18 protein-coding genes are annotated in these 14568 nt (G+C 58.1%); 10 read left to right on the top strand and 8 right to left on the bottom strand.

Translation table 11 applies throughout. From position 1 onward, the window contains the following. Nucleotides 1–17 precede the first annotated feature (17 nt). From moeB to thiS, 3 genes are all read right to left on the bottom strand, one after another. Nucleotides 18–830 (bottom strand): molybdopterin-synthase adenylyltransferase MoeB, encoded by an 813-nt coding sequence (moeB, locus tag NT179_00250; protein MCX5720448.1) that lies wholly within the window; start codon nt 828–830, stop codon nt 18–20. Between the two features lie 78 nt (nt 831–908). Further along, the gene (gene cysK / locus NT179_00245; protein MCX5720447.1) at nt 909–1832 is read right to left on the bottom strand and encodes a cysteine synthase A; all 924 of its coding nucleotides are present in this window, start codon (nt 1830–1832) and stop codon (nt 909–911) included. 2 nt (nt 1833–1834) lie between these two features. Beyond that, entirely contained in the window at nt 1835–2035 is a 201-nt protein-coding gene (gene thiS, locus NT179_00240; protein ID MCX5720446.1) for a sulfur carrier protein ThiS, read from the bottom strand. A gap of 150 nt (nt 2036–2185) precedes the next feature. Between thiS and NT179_00235 the strand changes: the two genes are divergently transcribed. The 9 genes from NT179_00235 to NT179_00195 all read left to right on the top strand — a co-directional run bounded on the left by NT179_00235 (nt 2186) and on the right by NT179_00195 (nt 7598). Beyond that, nucleotides 2186–2563, top strand: a complete 378-nt coding sequence (locus NT179_00235; GenBank protein ID MCX5720445.1) for a hypothetical protein — start codon at nt 2186–2188, stop codon at nt 2561–2563. Between the two features lie 6 nt (nt 2564–2569). After that, entirely contained in the window at nt 2570–3121 is a 552-nt protein-coding gene (locus NT179_00230) for a phospholipase D-like domain-containing protein (protein MCX5720444.1), read from the top strand. Between the two features lie 14 nt (nt 3122–3135). Continuing rightward, entirely contained in the window at nt 3136–4410 is a 1275-nt protein-coding gene (locus NT179_00225) for an FAD-dependent monooxygenase (protein ID MCX5720443.1), read from the top strand. A gap of 10 nt (nt 4411–4420) precedes the next feature. Then, on the top strand, nt 4421–5176 hold the full coding sequence (locus NT179_00220) for a hypothetical protein (protein ID MCX5720442.1): 756 nt from the start codon (nt 4421–4423) through the stop codon (nt 5174–5176). Beyond that, the gene (locus tag NT179_00215; protein MCX5720441.1) at nt 5176–5904 is read left to right on the top strand and encodes a TPM domain-containing protein; all 729 of its coding nucleotides are present in this window, start codon (nt 5176–5178) and stop codon (nt 5902–5904) included. Before NT179_00220 ends, NT179_00215 begins: the two co-directional genes overlap by 1 nt. 237 nt (nt 5905–6141) lie before the next feature. Next, the gene (locus NT179_00210) at nt 6142–6372 is read left to right on the top strand and encodes an addiction module protein (GenBank protein MCX5720440.1); all 231 of its coding nucleotides are present in this window, start codon (nt 6142–6144) and stop codon (nt 6370–6372) included. Continuing rightward, nucleotides 6369–6683: a type II toxin-antitoxin system RelE/ParE family toxin gene (locus NT179_00205; GenBank protein ID MCX5720439.1), complete on the top strand. Its 315-nt coding sequence runs from the start codon at nt 6369–6371 to the stop codon at nt 6681–6683. The genes NT179_00210 and NT179_00205 overlap by 4 nt, the downstream gene beginning before the upstream one ends. A 349-nt stretch (nt 6684–7032) precedes the next feature. Then, the gene (locus NT179_00200) at nt 7033–7368 is read left to right on the top strand and encodes a hypothetical protein (protein ID MCX5720438.1); all 336 of its coding nucleotides are present in this window, start codon (nt 7033–7035) and stop codon (nt 7366–7368) included. Continuing rightward, nucleotides 7365–7598 (top strand): DUF4926 domain-containing protein, encoded by a 234-nt coding sequence (locus tag NT179_00195; protein MCX5720437.1) that lies wholly within the window; start codon nt 7365–7367, stop codon nt 7596–7598. Before NT179_00200 ends, NT179_00195 begins: the two co-directional genes overlap by 4 nt. A 343-nt stretch (nt 7599–7941) precedes the next feature. Here the strand turns inward: NT179_00195 and NT179_00190 are convergent, their stop codons facing one another. The 5 genes from NT179_00190 to NT179_00170 form a co-directional block, all read right to left on the bottom strand. Then, the gene (locus NT179_00190; GenBank protein MCX5720436.1) at nt 7942–8583 is read right to left on the bottom strand and encodes a class II aldolase/adducin family protein; all 642 of its coding nucleotides are present in this window, start codon (nt 8581–8583) and stop codon (nt 7942–7944) included. A gap of 330 nt (nt 8584–8913) precedes the next feature. Further along, complete coding sequence (locus NT179_00185; protein MCX5720435.1) at nt 8914–9603, bottom strand: HNH endonuclease; 690 nt, start codon at nt 9601–9603, stop codon at nt 8914–8916. Nucleotides 9604–9834: 231 nt separating this feature from the next. After that, the gene (locus tag NT179_00180) at nt 9835–12510 is read right to left on the bottom strand and encodes an ATP-binding protein (protein ID MCX5720434.1); all 2676 of its coding nucleotides are present in this window, start codon (nt 12508–12510) and stop codon (nt 9835–9837) included. A gap of 198 nt (nt 12511–12708) precedes the next feature. Beyond that, nucleotides 12709–13149, bottom strand: coding sequence for a DUF5069 domain-containing protein (locus NT179_00175; GenBank protein MCX5720433.1), 441 nt, complete (start codon nt 13147–13149; stop codon nt 12709–12711). A gap of 65 nt (nt 13150–13214) precedes the next feature. Then, nucleotides 13215–13889 carry a DUF3386 family protein gene (locus NT179_00170; protein MCX5720432.1) on the bottom strand — a complete coding sequence of 225 codons (675 nt, stop codon included), beginning with the start codon at nt 13887–13889 and terminating at the stop codon, nt 13215–13217. A 248-nt stretch (nt 13890–14137) separates the two neighbouring features. Here NT179_00170 and NT179_00165 point away from each other — a divergent pair, with 248 nt between their 5' ends. After that, nucleotides 14138–14560, top strand: coding sequence for a hypothetical protein (locus NT179_00165; protein ID MCX5720431.1), 423 nt, complete (start codon nt 14138–14140; stop codon nt 14558–14560). Nucleotides 14561–14568 lie beyond the last annotated feature (8 nt).

The following is a 14568-nucleotide window of genomic DNA, read 5'->3' as shown; positions in this document are numbered from 1 at the left end:
GTCACAACGTCATAGGGTTATGGCCGGACGGTACAGCCAGCAAACGGATCGCCGTCGTCGAACAACTCGGTAATCGTCGGGTGCGCGCCGCAGAGCGCGCAATCGGGATTGCGTTTCACTTTAATCTCTCGGAACAGCGTCTTGCGCGCATCGAAGTCCAGGAGCCGGTTCGTGAGCGGCTGCCCGATGCCCAGGATCAGCTTCAAGGCTTCTGTCGCTTGAATCGTGCCGATGATGCCGGCCAACACGCCGATCACGCCAGCTTCTTGGCAGGACGCGACCAACCCGGCAGGCGGCGGCGTCTTGAACACGCAACGATAGCAGGCGGACTGCTTCGGCACAATGGTCGTCACACGCCCGTCGAAGCGCAGGATGCCGCCATGGACCAGCGGCTTCCCGGCAAAGAAACAGGCGTCGTTGATCAAGAACTTGGCCGTGAAGTTATCGACCCCGTCGATGACGACGTCGTAATCGCTAATGATCTTCAGCGCATTGGCGGCCGTGAGCCGCTCTTCGTACATCGAGACCTGGACGTCGGGGTTCAAGCCCTGGATCTTTTCTTTCCCTGAGAGGACCTTGGGCCGTCCGACATCCGACGTATGGTGCAGGATCTGGCGTTGCAGATTGGTCAGGTCCACCACGTCGCCATCGATGAGGCCGATGTGCCCGATCCCGGCCGCAGCCAAATAGAGGGCGGCAGGCGAACCGAGGCCGCCAGCGCCGACCAGGAGGATCTTGGCCTTGGCGATCTTCTTCTGTCCCTTGCCACCGACTTCAGGCAATAGAATATGCCGACTGTAGCGGGATATTTGATCTTCGGTAAATTCCATTTCGATACTCGTCGCTCGTCGTTCGTGAAACGTCCGAATGCTCGAACGAGATACGCTTCACGAGGTGCGCTTCACGCGCTAAATGTTAAAATACTTTTCGATGCTGATATACCGCTCGCCCGTGTCGCAGAGGATGGTGACAACGTTTTTGCCTGGCCCGAGTTCCTGGGCCACTTTCTGCGAGGCAAACACGTTGGCTCCAGCGGAGATGCCCACCAAGAGGCCTTCCTTCTTCGAGAGCTGCTTGGCCGTTTGATAGGCCTCGTCGTCGGTCACCGTGATCACGCGATCCAGAATGGCCCGGTTCAGCACTTTCGGGATGAACCCTGCGCCGATGCCCTGAATCTTGTGGGGGCCTGGCTCTCCGCCGGATAAGACCGGCGATCCGGCCGGTTCCACTGCAATGATCTTCACGTCGGGATTCCGCTCCTTGAACAATTCCCCGCAGCCGGTAATGGTGCCGCCCGTGCCCACTGCCGCCACGAAGGCATCGATCTTTCCATCGAGCGCTTCCAGAATCTCGAGCGCCGTGGTCTTCTTATGCATGGCCGGATTGGCCGGGTTCGAAAACTGATCCGGCATATAGTACGACGGATTCTGCGCGATGATGCTTTCCGCCTCGCGAATCGAGCCCTTCATCCCTTCCCAGGCCGGCGTCAAGACGAGCTGCGCGCCATAGGACGATAAGAGACTCGCCCGCTCCATGCTCATGCTTTCCGGCATCACGAGGATCAGCTTATAGCCACGGACCGCTGCGACCAAGGCCAGTCCGATCCCGGTGTTTCCGCTGGTCGGTTCGACGATGGTGCCGCCAGGCTTCAAGGTGCCGAGTCGTTCCGCCTCGTTGATCATATTGAGGCAGATCCGGTCCTTGATGCTTCCGCCCGGGTTAAAGAATTCGACTTTGCCGTAGATCGAGGCTCCGCCTGCTGGAGATAACCGGTTCAGACGCACCAGGGGAGTCCGTCCAATCAGTTCCGTAATGTCTTTGTGCAGTTGCATCGTCACCGGCCACCTCCCATATAAAACAAGAACTCGACCCGGTCGCCGTCATTCAGGCTGGTGGTGGCGAGGTGATTCCGGTCCAACATGGTGTCGTTGACTTCGACCGCAACCATTTGTGGTTCGATCTTTTTGGCCTGGAGGAGGTCGAGGACGGTTCCCCCAGAAATCTCTTCTGCTTTGCCATTGATTTTGACCTGCATGAAGACTCCTAAGATGGCCCAGAGATTAAACAATTTCAACACGTTATCAAAGCGACTTTGCCATTGTCAAGGCAACGAAACCAGCCGCCTCGCGGCTTGACTTTGTCCGCCATAGGCCGCCACTATGCCGTCTTTTGGAGGAGCGATTGCATGTGGAAACGCAATTTCATGTTCCGGTCCGCTGAGGCCACTCCGCTCAAAGAATCAGAAAACGAGCTGTTTCACGATACCGATCCCGCCATGGACAGCGCCGGACTCCAATTAGAGAAGTTTTTATCGGTATGGATTCAAGGCGACGGGGAGGACGAAAAACCGACGGCCTTCACCAATATGTATGTCCGCACGGCGACGTTGGATTTTGCCAAGCGGGTGGGTTTTCTCCAGCCCCTTCAAGGCCGCACACATCAGATCAAACAGTTGCTCACGCCGGGCCAAAAGCAATTTCTCCAGCACTGGCTTACCACCGCAGCGCCCCAGGCCTGGGAGGCCACGGACGAGCATTTCAAGATGTTGTTCGAGCTCGACTAACATTCTATGAGAGCCCTCCGCTCCCACTCCATCCTGCGATCCTTTTCTCTCGTCTTGGCGCTGCTCACGGTTCCGGTCGGGGCAGGCTGGAGCGCGACGGTGGAGGTCTATTATGCGCCGGAGGATGCGCCGCTCGATCGATTGGCAACGCTCTACGGCCATGCGAAACGCTATCTCTATGTTTCGGTCTATGGGCTGACCTCGCCCCGCGCCGTGGAGGCGATGGTCGCGGCGAAGAAGCGGGGCGTCGATGTGCGTCTGATTACCGACCGGCAACGCACCGAGGACGTGAAGCAGCGGGCGGCGCTCCATACGTTGCACCTGGCCGGCATTCCCATTTTGATCAACGAGCACGACGGGCTCATGCATCTGAAGCAGGTCGTGATCGACGATGAGGTGAACACCTCCGGCTCGATGAACCATACGACGAGCGGCAACCACTATAACGATGAGCGGCTGGACGTCATGACCGATCACGCGATCAGCGTCAAAGCGCGTGAGAAATTCCTGGCGATGTGGAACGATCACAGCCGGTATCGGGCCTGGGACGCGCATTGAATAGCATGGCAGATATGATTGAACAGACAGACGTCGCAGTGGTGGGGGCGGGGGGCGGTGGAGCCGTCCTGGCCCTGGCCCTGGCCAAGCAAGGCATCAGCACGATCGTCTTGGATCAAGCCGCCGGCCCGCCTCAGGGCTTGCGGGGAGAAATCCTCCAGCCGAACGGGCAGCAAGTCCTGGATCGTCTGGGCATCTTGCAATCCTTGCCGGCTGAGGCCACGAGATCCGTGCGGCACTTTCACTTTTGCCGGGCTGGAGGGACGCGCCTCTGCAGCATCGACTATGGCGACCTGCCTGCTCCCTACAATCGCGCCATCGTGACCCTGCCGAACGTGGCCCACCAGGCCATCGTCGCGGCGGTGCAGCAACAGAAGAGCGTGACGCTCCGTTACGGCACGTCTTTCACGGGTTTGTTGCGCGAGGGCAATCAGGTGGTAGGGCTGTCCACGACAGGGCCGGAAGGGACGAAGCAGATCCGCGCCAAGATCGTCGTCGGCGCAGATGGGGCCTTTTCGAAAGTGCGAGAGGCGCTGAAGATCCCCGCCGATCTGCATCTCTATCCGGACGGCTATCTCATCGCGATTCTCGAATCGGATGAGCCGGTCTCGGAATCCTTTTACTATGTTGGGCACAAAACGATTTTGGGTCTCTTTCCCGCGACGGGGAACAAGGTCTATCTCTTCTACATGATCCCCAGCGGCTCGATGGAGGCCGTGAAGCAGCGCGGCATTTCCGCGCTACAACAAGTGTGGACGAAGATCGCGCCGCAATTTGCCGGCTTGTTCCGGCGTCTCAGCGACTGGAGCCAGACGGCCTACATGCCGACCGGGCGGGTACGGACTCCGACCTGGGTGGCGGACGGAGCAGTCCTGATCGGCGACGCAGCCCATGCGATGAATCCCCATGCCTCGCAGGGGCGCATGCAGGCGATGGTCGATGCCATGGCCCTCTCCGATCTCTTGCCTGGCTGTCTGGTCGATCGGGACTATTCAGCCGCCAGGCTGAAAGAGTTCGAGCGAATCAGGCGGCCTCATGTCACCATGCTGCAGCGATTGGCCGACCAGCAAGTGTTCTATTGGAATACGGGTAATCCAGCGGTGGCCTTCCTGCGCGACCGCGTGTTTCAGACCTTGGACCGGAATGAGCGGCTGCGTTATCAGGTCCTCTCCACCACGGCAGGGTTGCGGACAACGGCCCCGTTCGATTTGATCGATCGCGTCATCGCCGCAGGGTTCCTGCCGGATTTCCGCATAAACGAAAAAACTCCACATCCGAAGTCTTCGTGAGGAATAGTTTATGACTGAACGTGTGATCGAGGGACTGCCTGGCGAAACCCAGAATCTGTTGCAGGCCTATACGAAAGACGTCAAAGGCGTCTTCGGGGACCAGTTGGAAGGGATGCTGCTCTATGGGAGCGCTGTCCGAGGGGAGTTTCTTCCTGGGCGGTCCAACCTGAATATTCTTCTCCTGGTGTCGTCCTATGACAGCGCCGTCCTGAAACAGTACAGTTCGTTGCACCGTAAATGGAGCAAGGAACAGATCCTGGTGCCGCTTTTCCTGACGGAAGAGGAGTTGCGCGCTTCGGCAGGGGTCTTCCCCTTGGAGTTTCTGGAAATTCAGGAACAACATCGAGTCCTGGGAGGGCGCGATCCCTTTATCGGCTTTCACGTGAAGAGCGACCGGCTGCGAGAGGCCGTGGTCCAGGGCCTCACAAGCAATCTGTTACGGCTGCGTCAACGCTATGTGGAAGGGGGCGGAAGCGACGATGCCACGACGATTTTGCTGCCGCTTTCGATCACTTCGACGATTCCGCTTTTGCGAGGGGTGCAGCGGCTCCTCGGTCGTCCGGTTCTCTCTCAGTCCGACGCCGTGATCAAGGATGTGGCCGAGCAGTTGAAGCTGGATCTGCAGGGGCTGCTTGACGGGTTATTGCTCAAGCGGGGCCAGATTTCTCCCGGACCGCAGGAAGTGCCTCGTCTCTTCGACCGGTATCTGCAGACCATGACGTTGCTCACTCGAACAGTCGAACGATTGCCTCAGGCGGGGCAGTGATGACGAAGATCGTTGTCATAGCAACGGCCCTCTGTCTCGTCCTCGTTGCGGGGATCGCCCAGGCTGTGCCCTACGATCGGCCCAAGATCCAGTTGCCGGAGCCGCGAGGCTATGTGAGCGACCATGGACAGGTGGTCGATGGAGAGTGGAAGGAACGGATCCGATCCGTCTGTCAGGATTTGGAACGGAAGACCGGCGTGGAGATGGTGGTGGTGACGGTTCCGAACATCAAACCCTTCGGGACGGTCAACGAATACGCGACGGCGCTCTATGCCAAGTGGGGCATCGGGTCCACGCAACAGGAGCATGGCGTGTTGGTGCTGGTAGCAGTGGAGGAACGGCAGGCGGCCATTACGCTGGGCCGGCAGATGCTGCCGGTGATTACCCCCACGGTGATGAATCAAGTCGGGCACGAGCATCTGCAGCCGTTGATCGATAGGGGCCATTTCGGCGAAGCCTTGTATCGCACGGTCGTCTCGTTAGCCGCGCCCGCGCAAAACATCCGGGTCGGGACCCTCTCGAAGACGCATTTCAAAGGCGTCGGCTTCTGGATCACCCTCTTTACCAGCATCGGGGCCATCTCCTTCTTCTGGTGGATCAGCCGACCGGACCTCCGGCATCCCTACAAGCGAATCCAAAAAGGCGAGTATTGGGGAACGGGGCAGGGGGGATTCGGGGGGAATTTCGGGGGATTCGGAGGGGGGACGGGAAGCGACGGGTGGAGATAGGGGATAGCGAGGCAACTGGTATGGTCTCTGTGCTCGCGGAACGCGCACGATCAGAATGTGCTCGTTCGACGCGCGCACTAGAGGATCAACCAGGCCGCACTACCTTTGCGTGGAAGCGAGCGAGCCTGGAGGGAGCATTGATAACGATGTTTCCTGATTGCACCGATCAGATGAACCCGTTGCAAAGAGCATGAAATCGCCGTAAAGTTATGTCACCCCTAGAATGGAGTGATGCTTATGCCAAAGTCCGTTGCACAGCTTGAGCAGGAGGCGCGGCACTTGCCGACGCAAGACCGTGCGTTGTTGGCGCATCATCTCATCGCGAGCATCGATCCCGGCGAAGATGTCGATGCGGAAGCAGTCTGGCTGGAGGAAGCAGAAAGACGCTACCAAGCGTATCGCCAGGGAACACTGACTGCTAAGCCAGCCGAGCAAGTCTTTCGCGAAGCAAAATCCCAACTCAAATGACCGCAATCGTTTTCCTTTCTCCTGCCCAGGAGGAGATGACTGCAGCAGCAGGTTACTACCAAACCCAATCACTAGGGTTGGGCGCAGAATTTCTCGCTGAAGTAGAACAGACGATTGCTGCAATTGCCCTGCATCCAAAAGCCGCCCCGAAAGTAAAACGGAACATCCGCCGTCGCCTTTTGAAGCGGTTCCCTTTCGGCATTCTCTATGTTGCCACCGTCGATGAAATTGTTGTCGTCTCCGTTATGCATCTCCGTCGCCGTCCCGGTTACTGGGAAGGCAGGCTGGGCGCATCTAAGCAATCGCAGTAGTGCTGTGCTCGCGCAACGCGCGGCCTCAGAAGGCCCTCGTTGGACGCGCGCAATGGGAGACCATCAGACCACCCTTCCCCATTGAGAGGGGAGTAACGAGCGAGCTTGGAGGGATGGGAAAGGAGCCGCCAGACCGTCCTTCTTGCTCGCAGAACGCGCAAGATGAAACTGTGCTCGTCCGATGCGCGCACTGAAGGCCAGTCTGGCGACTCCTTTGGGAGATGTGGAGTAGAAGACCCTCGTTGGGCACGCGCAGTGGGAGACCCTCTAGCCTGGGCTCAAGGGAGAAGGTTGAGGACGGCCTGCATGTCTGGAAAGGCTATCTGGGAATAAGCGCCACGGACTTAATATGAGATTGCCGGTCGACACAATTATTGCCGAAGACAAGCTCATGCGCTATCTGCTATTGCCGCAAGTACGTGGTGATAAGTCGGCTTTTCTGGCGCAGGCTGGCTATGTCCTGGAAAATGCCGGTCAACTGCTGCACGATTTGCGGACACAGATTGTGTCCGTCGATGCGGTGCCAGTGGAGTCCAATAAGTTCGGGCAATATTACGAGATCTGCAGCACTCTTATCGGCCCAAATGGCGTAAAGCTGGCCGTTCGTACGATTTGGATGACGGAACACTTGTCGGGAATCACGAAGTTCGTTACACTGATTCCAGGCAAACGGAGGGCAGAATGAAGTTCGAGTTGTACACTGATGTGGCATTAGCGTGCGATCTGCCGGCTCATCGTCTCCGTCGTGGCGACATCGTGAAGCTAGTGGATCGCCACACGGCTCCTGACGGTGTGCAAGGATACTCGATTGAAGTCTTCAACGCTCTCGGCGATACGATTACCGTGACTGCCGTTCCTGCCTCCGCTCTCGAAGCTCTCCGCGAAGATGAAGTGCTCTGCGCTCGGACACTGTAGCGAGACGAGCCTTTCCGCCTCTATAAAGTCTATTTCGCTAGCCCGTGAGAGGCCAGACCTGATGATCTCCTGTGCTCGTGCAACGCGCGGGGGCTTGTCTGTCTGGTTGGCTGGTCTACCTCGTCTATCTGGTTTCCCAGGATGAATTTCCAGCCCGATCAACCAGACAAACCAGATAGACGAGATAGACCAGATGAACCAGCTTTCGCTCGACGCGCGCACTAGAGAATCAACCAGGCCGCACTACCTTTGAGCGGAAACGAGCAAGCTTGGACGGAGCATCTATAGCGTTGTTCTTTTCTCGTGAAGCGAGAGCGCTGCGGTGAGATTTTCCAGTATCCTGCTAGGCTGCGCGGGAGGGTTTGACCTTTGCGGCCTTCATCACACCGCTCTTGAGGACAATTTCGCAAATGTGGTCGAGGCGTTCGATATGTTCGTAGGCGGCCCAGGGATCGGCTGCGACGGCACAGACTCCATGGTTGGCCTGCCCGACGATATCGAAAGCAAGCGTTCCATCCTTCCCGAGTCCGAAACAGTCAGCTGTCACGTCTGCTAATTCACGAGACAAAGCCGGCAACGCAGGGACCGTTGGCCCCACGCGCGTATAGCGTGAGATTTCAGGGAATTCCGCGCTGATGGCCTGGAGGTCGCAGCCGGCATAGATGGCGGCAACGATGTGCGTGGCATGGACATGTACGACGGTTCGGGTTTTTCTCGTATCGCGCTGCAAATTCCAGTGCATCCAGAGTTCGCCGGATGGCTGCTGCCCGTCGCGGACGTTCGGAGTCTGAGCGCCGGTCTGAGGGTCCGTCAGAATCTCAATCCGCACGATATGTTCCGGGTGCACGATGGTCTTCCGCCATCCTGAGGGGGTGATGTAGAGATACTTTCCCTCGCGCTTTCGCATACTGATGTTGCCGTCTCTGGTCGTAATCCAGCCGCGTTCATACACGCGTCGCATTACATCGCCGATTGCTGTCAGCATATTGGCCCCATACGTGAAAGTCTTTTACCCTGACGTATCGGCGTTTTTCGCCGTATTCTTGAGCCTGAAGGGACGAGGGGGGCTGATGGCTGTAGAGAAACGTGCCCCGGTTCGTCTGTCTAGTTTTCCTGGATGAATTTCCAGCCTAATCAACCAGACAAGCCAGATAGACCAGATGAACCAGCTCGCGCTCGATGCGCGTACTAGAGGATCAACCAGGCCGCACTACCTTTGAGTGGAAGCGAGCGAGCTTGGAGGGAGCATTGATAGCGGTGATTCCTCTGCGCGCAGAGAAAGTTTCCTAGCATCGGCTTCATCATTCTTCAGCGCTCATTCGATGTAATCCCGCTTTTGCAGGTTGTGACGCGCGCACAGTAGCTGGACATTCTCGGCTGTGAGCGAAGTGCCACCTCTTGAGAATGGGACGATGTGGTCAAAGTGAAGTTCGTCGTGTGCATCGCATAGCCGACATTTCCCACCGTCTCTTTTCCATACTTCAAGTTTGACAGCAGTTGGGATTATTCGGCGCCGCTCCGCGTCCATATGAACTGGCTGAGCAAAGTCCTCTTCCCCCTCTACCGCCACGAGTTTGAACTTATAGACAACTCTATGGTCGTCGCGCTCCTGCCAGGCATCAACGAGATGAAAGACCCCGTTGTATGACCATATGCCTGAGCGAATCTTTTCATAGACGCGAACCCGCTCTGGGGCACGTTCTCCGACTTTGAATCTCTGCGCGGCCTCATGGAATTTACCGTTCTGGGTGAGTTTCCCTGATGGAAGGGCTCCGGGCTGATTAACCACCTTTGGGTTAGGGCAGGACGTGACCTTTGGATGGTCGTGGCCCTCATAGATCAGCGTTGTTCCTCCGTCTTCGAGACGATCACGGTAGGGAGCATTACGGCGCACCGACATCAGAATGACGGAGTGATTGCCGCCAAGGCCGAAATTCATTCCCCGCTGGAGGCTGATACCTTCGCGCCGACACATTTCGTTATGCGATAGAACGTTATCACTCATGTGCTGATTCGCTACGTCCGATTATGATATTTGCCGCGGCGAGTCTACTGCAAAGACGTAGATGTATCCATCACTCTGTGGAGTGAGCGAATCGCAAGGCTAGTGCTAGTCTTGCATCGTAATTTGCTGATGTCCTGAGCCAGATTCTGAAAGCCTTGGCGCGATTGCGCGTAGAGAGGAACGGTTTGGCCTTCCTCTAGGGCTTAGAGGGCGGCCCGGTTGGTGCGGATTCTAGGCTGCTTGCGAGAGCCACTTGTGGATGGCGTCGAGGAGGGTGTCTTTTCTGATGGGTTTGGTCAGGTGGTCGGAGCAGCCTGCGGCTAAGCTCCGTTGGATTTCTTCCTGGAAGGCATGGGCGGTCAAGGCGATGATGGGGGTGGGTTTTCGGTTGGAGGATTTCTCCCATTCCCGGATGGTTCTGGTGGCGGTATGTCCGTCCATCACAGGCATTTGCACGTCCATCAGCACTAGGTCGTAGTGCTTGGCCCGGTGCATGTCGACTGCCATTTCCCCTGTTTCGGCAATATCCAGCTGGTAGCCGGATTGTTTCAGGTAGGACCGGATGAGTACTTGGTTGTCGGCTGAGTCGTCTGCGATGAGAATCGTCGCCTGCATCTCAGTCCTGGCGGGGCTGGTGGCTGAGTCGTATTCGGAGGCGCTCGCCGTGCGTTTGATGGCCATGCCGAGGGCATGGGACAGCTTCCGCTTGGTCAGGGGTTTGGTGACGTAGCCGCCGAGCCCTTGGCTGTAGGCATGCCGAATGTTCATGCTGCGCACGTCGGAGACGAAAATAATGACCATCACGCCCCGGTCTTTTGCGATCTGGATCAGTTTCATGCGGTGCGGCGTGTGGTCCAGGGAGAGGTCCCCCAGGTCGAGAAACATCAATGTGGGGGCGGAGGGGGCGCCTGGTTCCGTGTTGGTCAGGAGGGCCAAGGCCGAGTCTTCGTCGCTCGCGTCGTTGACGGTAGCGCCCCAGGATTGCAGGGCTTCGCCGACGAGCCTGCGGCAGCCGTCGTTGTTGCTGACCAGCAGGGTTTGCATCCCAGTCAGTTCGTTGCCGGGCGACGAAGCGGCTGCGTTTGGGTTCTCGGGCATGGCGAAGCGGGCGGTAAAGTAGAAGGTGCTGCCTTTTCCCAGGGTGCTCTCGACCCAGATCTTTCCCTTCATGTGCTCGACGAACTGCTTGGAAATGGCCAGGCCCAATCCGGTGCCGCCGTAGAGCCTCGTGGTCGAGCCCTCGGCTTGGGTGAAGCGGTCGAAGACATGGTGGAGTTTTTCCGCCGGGATGCCGATGCCCGTATCCGACACGGCGAAGCGCAAGGCGCCAGGCTGGTTCGCCTCGGTATCGTTGGTGACGCGGACGGCGATCTCTCCACGATCGGTAAATTTGATGGCGTTGCCGACGAGGTTCACGATGATTTGCCGCAGGCGCTGGGGGTCGCCGATCAGTTCGACCGGCACATCCGGCGCGGCGGAGACCAGGAGCTCGATCTCTTTTTCTTGCGCCCTGAGCGCCATGAGTTCCGTGGCTTTGTCCAGGACTTCATGGAGGTCGAAGCCGATCTGTTCGAGGTCGATGTGCCCCGATTCGACTTTGGCGAGGTCGAGAATGTCGTTGATCAAATCGAGGAGGTTGGTGCTCGACCGCCGCAAGATACCGAGATGCTCCTGCTGCTCGGGCAGCAGGGGGCTTTCCGCGAGGAGATCCGACATGCCGATGATGGCGTTCATCGGGGTTCTGATTTCGTGGCTCATGGTCGCGAGGAATTCGCTTTTGGCCCGGCTGGCCGCTTCCGCCTGCTCCTTCGCGCGATGGAGGTTGGCCTCCGCGTCCTTTCGTTCCAGCTCGTGCCCGATCCATTGGGCGGTGAGTTTCAAGAACGTTTTTTCGTAGCCGGCGAAGGGCCGTTCCCGCGGTTCCTCGCAGGAAAAGCTCAACGATCCATAGAGGGTGCCGTTCACGTAAATGGCGATGCCTGCAAAGGCTTGCGGGGCAGACACCATGTCGTCAGCCGGCGGGCTCCATTCGGACTGCTCCGGAGACGAAAAGGTGATGGCTTCCCGGGACCGGGTCGTCCATTCGCAATAACTTCCGCGCAACGGATGTCGTGTGTCCGCCGGGCATTTCGATTTCGGGCTGACAATTTCTTGGAGTTCATAGCTGTCGCCGTCGATCCGCGTCACCATGCCGGTGGGCAAGGCCAAGGCGCTGCAGCCTAACGTTAAGACGCGACGGAGCCGCTGCTCCCAGTCGGCGGCATCCACGGTGATTTCGTGTAGGGCGCGGAGGAGGGTCTCGCTCGTCTTGAGCGTGTCCTCGGCCCGGCGGCGCTCCTGCATTTCCTCCAGGAGGGCCTGTTTGCCCTTGCGCTCCTGGTCCAGGCTCTCGCTCATGACGCTATAGACCACGCCCATGATCAGGAGGATCGAAATGCGAATGAGGTGGCCTTCGAGGAACAGCGCGTTGCCTATCGAGAGGTAGAGCATGGCTCCGTAGAGGGCGGCAATGATGGCGGAGAAGGCGATCTTGAGTTGGAGCGTGCTCATCGAGGCGGAAATGAGGATGATCAGGAAATAGGCCAGGTAGAGGTCGGACCCCAATTGTTCGGTGGCGTAGATAATGCTGGAGGTGATCGCGGTGTCGATGAGCAGCAGGACGATCGTGAAGGCGCGGCTCTCGATCACGCGGATCGGCAGGAGAAACGCGGCTGCCAGCAAAGACAAGAGCCCTAGTACGAGCACTTCCTGGACCGGGCGGGGGAGGATCGTTTCCGGGGTATAGAGGACTTGATAGGCGAGCACGATGGACACGAGACTCTGCAGCATGAGGACCTGGACGCGATAGCGGCCCATGTTCATGGGAGTTTGAAACAGTGGGAGTGTTGGATCTCTGCGGTCAGACACCAATTGGGCAGCCTCTTGTCATTGCGGTGGCGACGGCTTCAATCGTGGGAAATCTGGCTGAAATGCGCAAGGTATCAGGATAGTGCACTTACGTAGATCTGCAAGTATTTTCCATTTTCAGGCAGGCATAATCCCTCCGCATCTGTTGCCTGGCGTCTGGCGCGATGGTGCTGGTGCGGAGGGGATCGAGGGTTGAGACTAAGGGGCAGACGTTCGCTTCGGAACTGTCCGGCCTTCTTCGAGATCTTGGAGGTCGGCCCAGGCAGTGAGGTCGGTGCGGGAGGGGTCGATGGCGTCTCTGAGTTTGTTGAAGTAGTCCTGTTTCTCTGGTGTGCTGGGCCCGCGAGTCAGCATCTCCCTGTTCCATGATTCCAGCTCGGCTTGGGGATGGGCTTTGGCCGTCCGGATGAACCAGCTCACCACGGCTTCGTCTGAGGGATTGGCTTTGACGGCGGACGTGAACTGCTCGGCCGTGATGCCGGCGAATTCCAGGAGCCGGTCATCCATGGGGCAGGGATAGATGTATTCGCCTTCGGTGCCTGCCAGCGTGGCGCAGCATTTATCGATCATCCGTGCCAGGTGGACGTAGCCTTCCAGGGTGGCGCGCATGCTGCGGGGAAATGATTGCCGTAGATCCATTGATCGTTCCTGTGCGGGCTCTACTACGCCTCTCCCCATGAGGGGAGAGGCGTGAGATAAGAGGCTTAGACCAACTTGTGATTCTTGAACGTCAGGTTCTTTACGACGACTTCGCCGTTTTCGTAGGAAATGTTCCGGCGGGTGGCCGGGAGATCCGCTGATCCGATCCGGACGTAGGTGTCGGTGATGCTTTCCGCGTTGGTCAGCTTTCCGTCGGTGGGGGAGTAGTAGTACACGCTGTACTTGGTGGTCAGGTTCTTCTGGTCCTGGGTGACGGCGCTTTCTTCCACGTTGATCGTGAAGGCAAAGGGCGTCATGCCGGGATGGGCCATCTTGCGGTTGATCTGGGTGATGCGGTTGTCTTTGAGGCGATAGAACGAGTTCGATCCGTGGATGATCAGTTTCGTGCCGAAGGGATGGCCGTCCTCTTCCATCGTCAGGGAGTACTTGCCATCCGACTCCTCGAAGCTTCGCGGGCCGCGGTGCACGGCGATCATCCCGAGCTGTTCCTGCGCCCACTTCTGCACGTCGGCATCGCCCAGTTGGACCGAAACTTCACGAGGGCCCTTCACCATGATCGGTCCGCTGGTTTCCTTCCCGTTCACGTTGACGGTCAGGTCGGCCGTGAATCCCTTGAAGTCTTTTTCCCAGCGCGCGGTTTTCTCGAAGGCCTGGCGCAGCATTTCGCGGGCGTTGGGGTCATCGGCGACGGTCGGTGCATTCGGCTTCTCATGTTCCATGGGGGTCTCCTTAGTGATTCAAAATAAGATGCGTATTATACGCTTCGGGGAAAACCAGCCACAAGCGCTCTCATGCCGCGATAGGCGGCTTGGCGTGACAGGCGCGAGGCGCAAACCCTGGTTTCGCAGGCCTCGCGCCTCCCGCGCCTCGTTCCCGCTTGGGGCTAGAAGATCTGGAAGAAATTGAGCATTTCCGCTATACTGCGCCGCGCGGGGGCTTTATTCCCACGTAGAACGAAAGGATGGCTATGGAACGACGGGCTGCTTCTCATACCGAAGAAGAAGAGATGAATCATCGCCGCAAGCTGCTGAATGCCGCGAAACGGGGCGATCAGAAGGCCATTGGCAAGCTTTTAGAACTCTATCAAGTGCGGATCCATAGTGGCGATATGGTTCAGAAGCTGAATAAAACCTCTGCCACACACAAACTTCAGGCACAGCTCGCTGAAGGGAAACCAGTGAAGGGCGGGGGAGGAAGCCACGGCAAAAAGACGGCACCTGCGAAGCTCGCTCCAGCAAAGGCTGCTCCGGCGAAACCAGTAGCGGCGAAGCCGGCTCCAGCGAAAGTGGTGCCAGCGAAGACCACAGCGAAACCGAAGGCCACGCCGAAAGTTGCGCCGAAAGCGAAAGCGAAACCAGCGAAAGTCGCAGCAAAGAAACACAAGAAGTAGCAGACTGC

Source organism: Nitrospirota bacterium, from assembly GCA_026387665.1.
GTDB lineage: Bacteria > Nitrospirota > Nitrospiria > Nitrospirales > Nitrospiraceae > Palsa-1315.
Note: the sequence above shows the minus strand (reverse complement) of the source record. Positions and strands in the feature narration are given on the sequence as shown.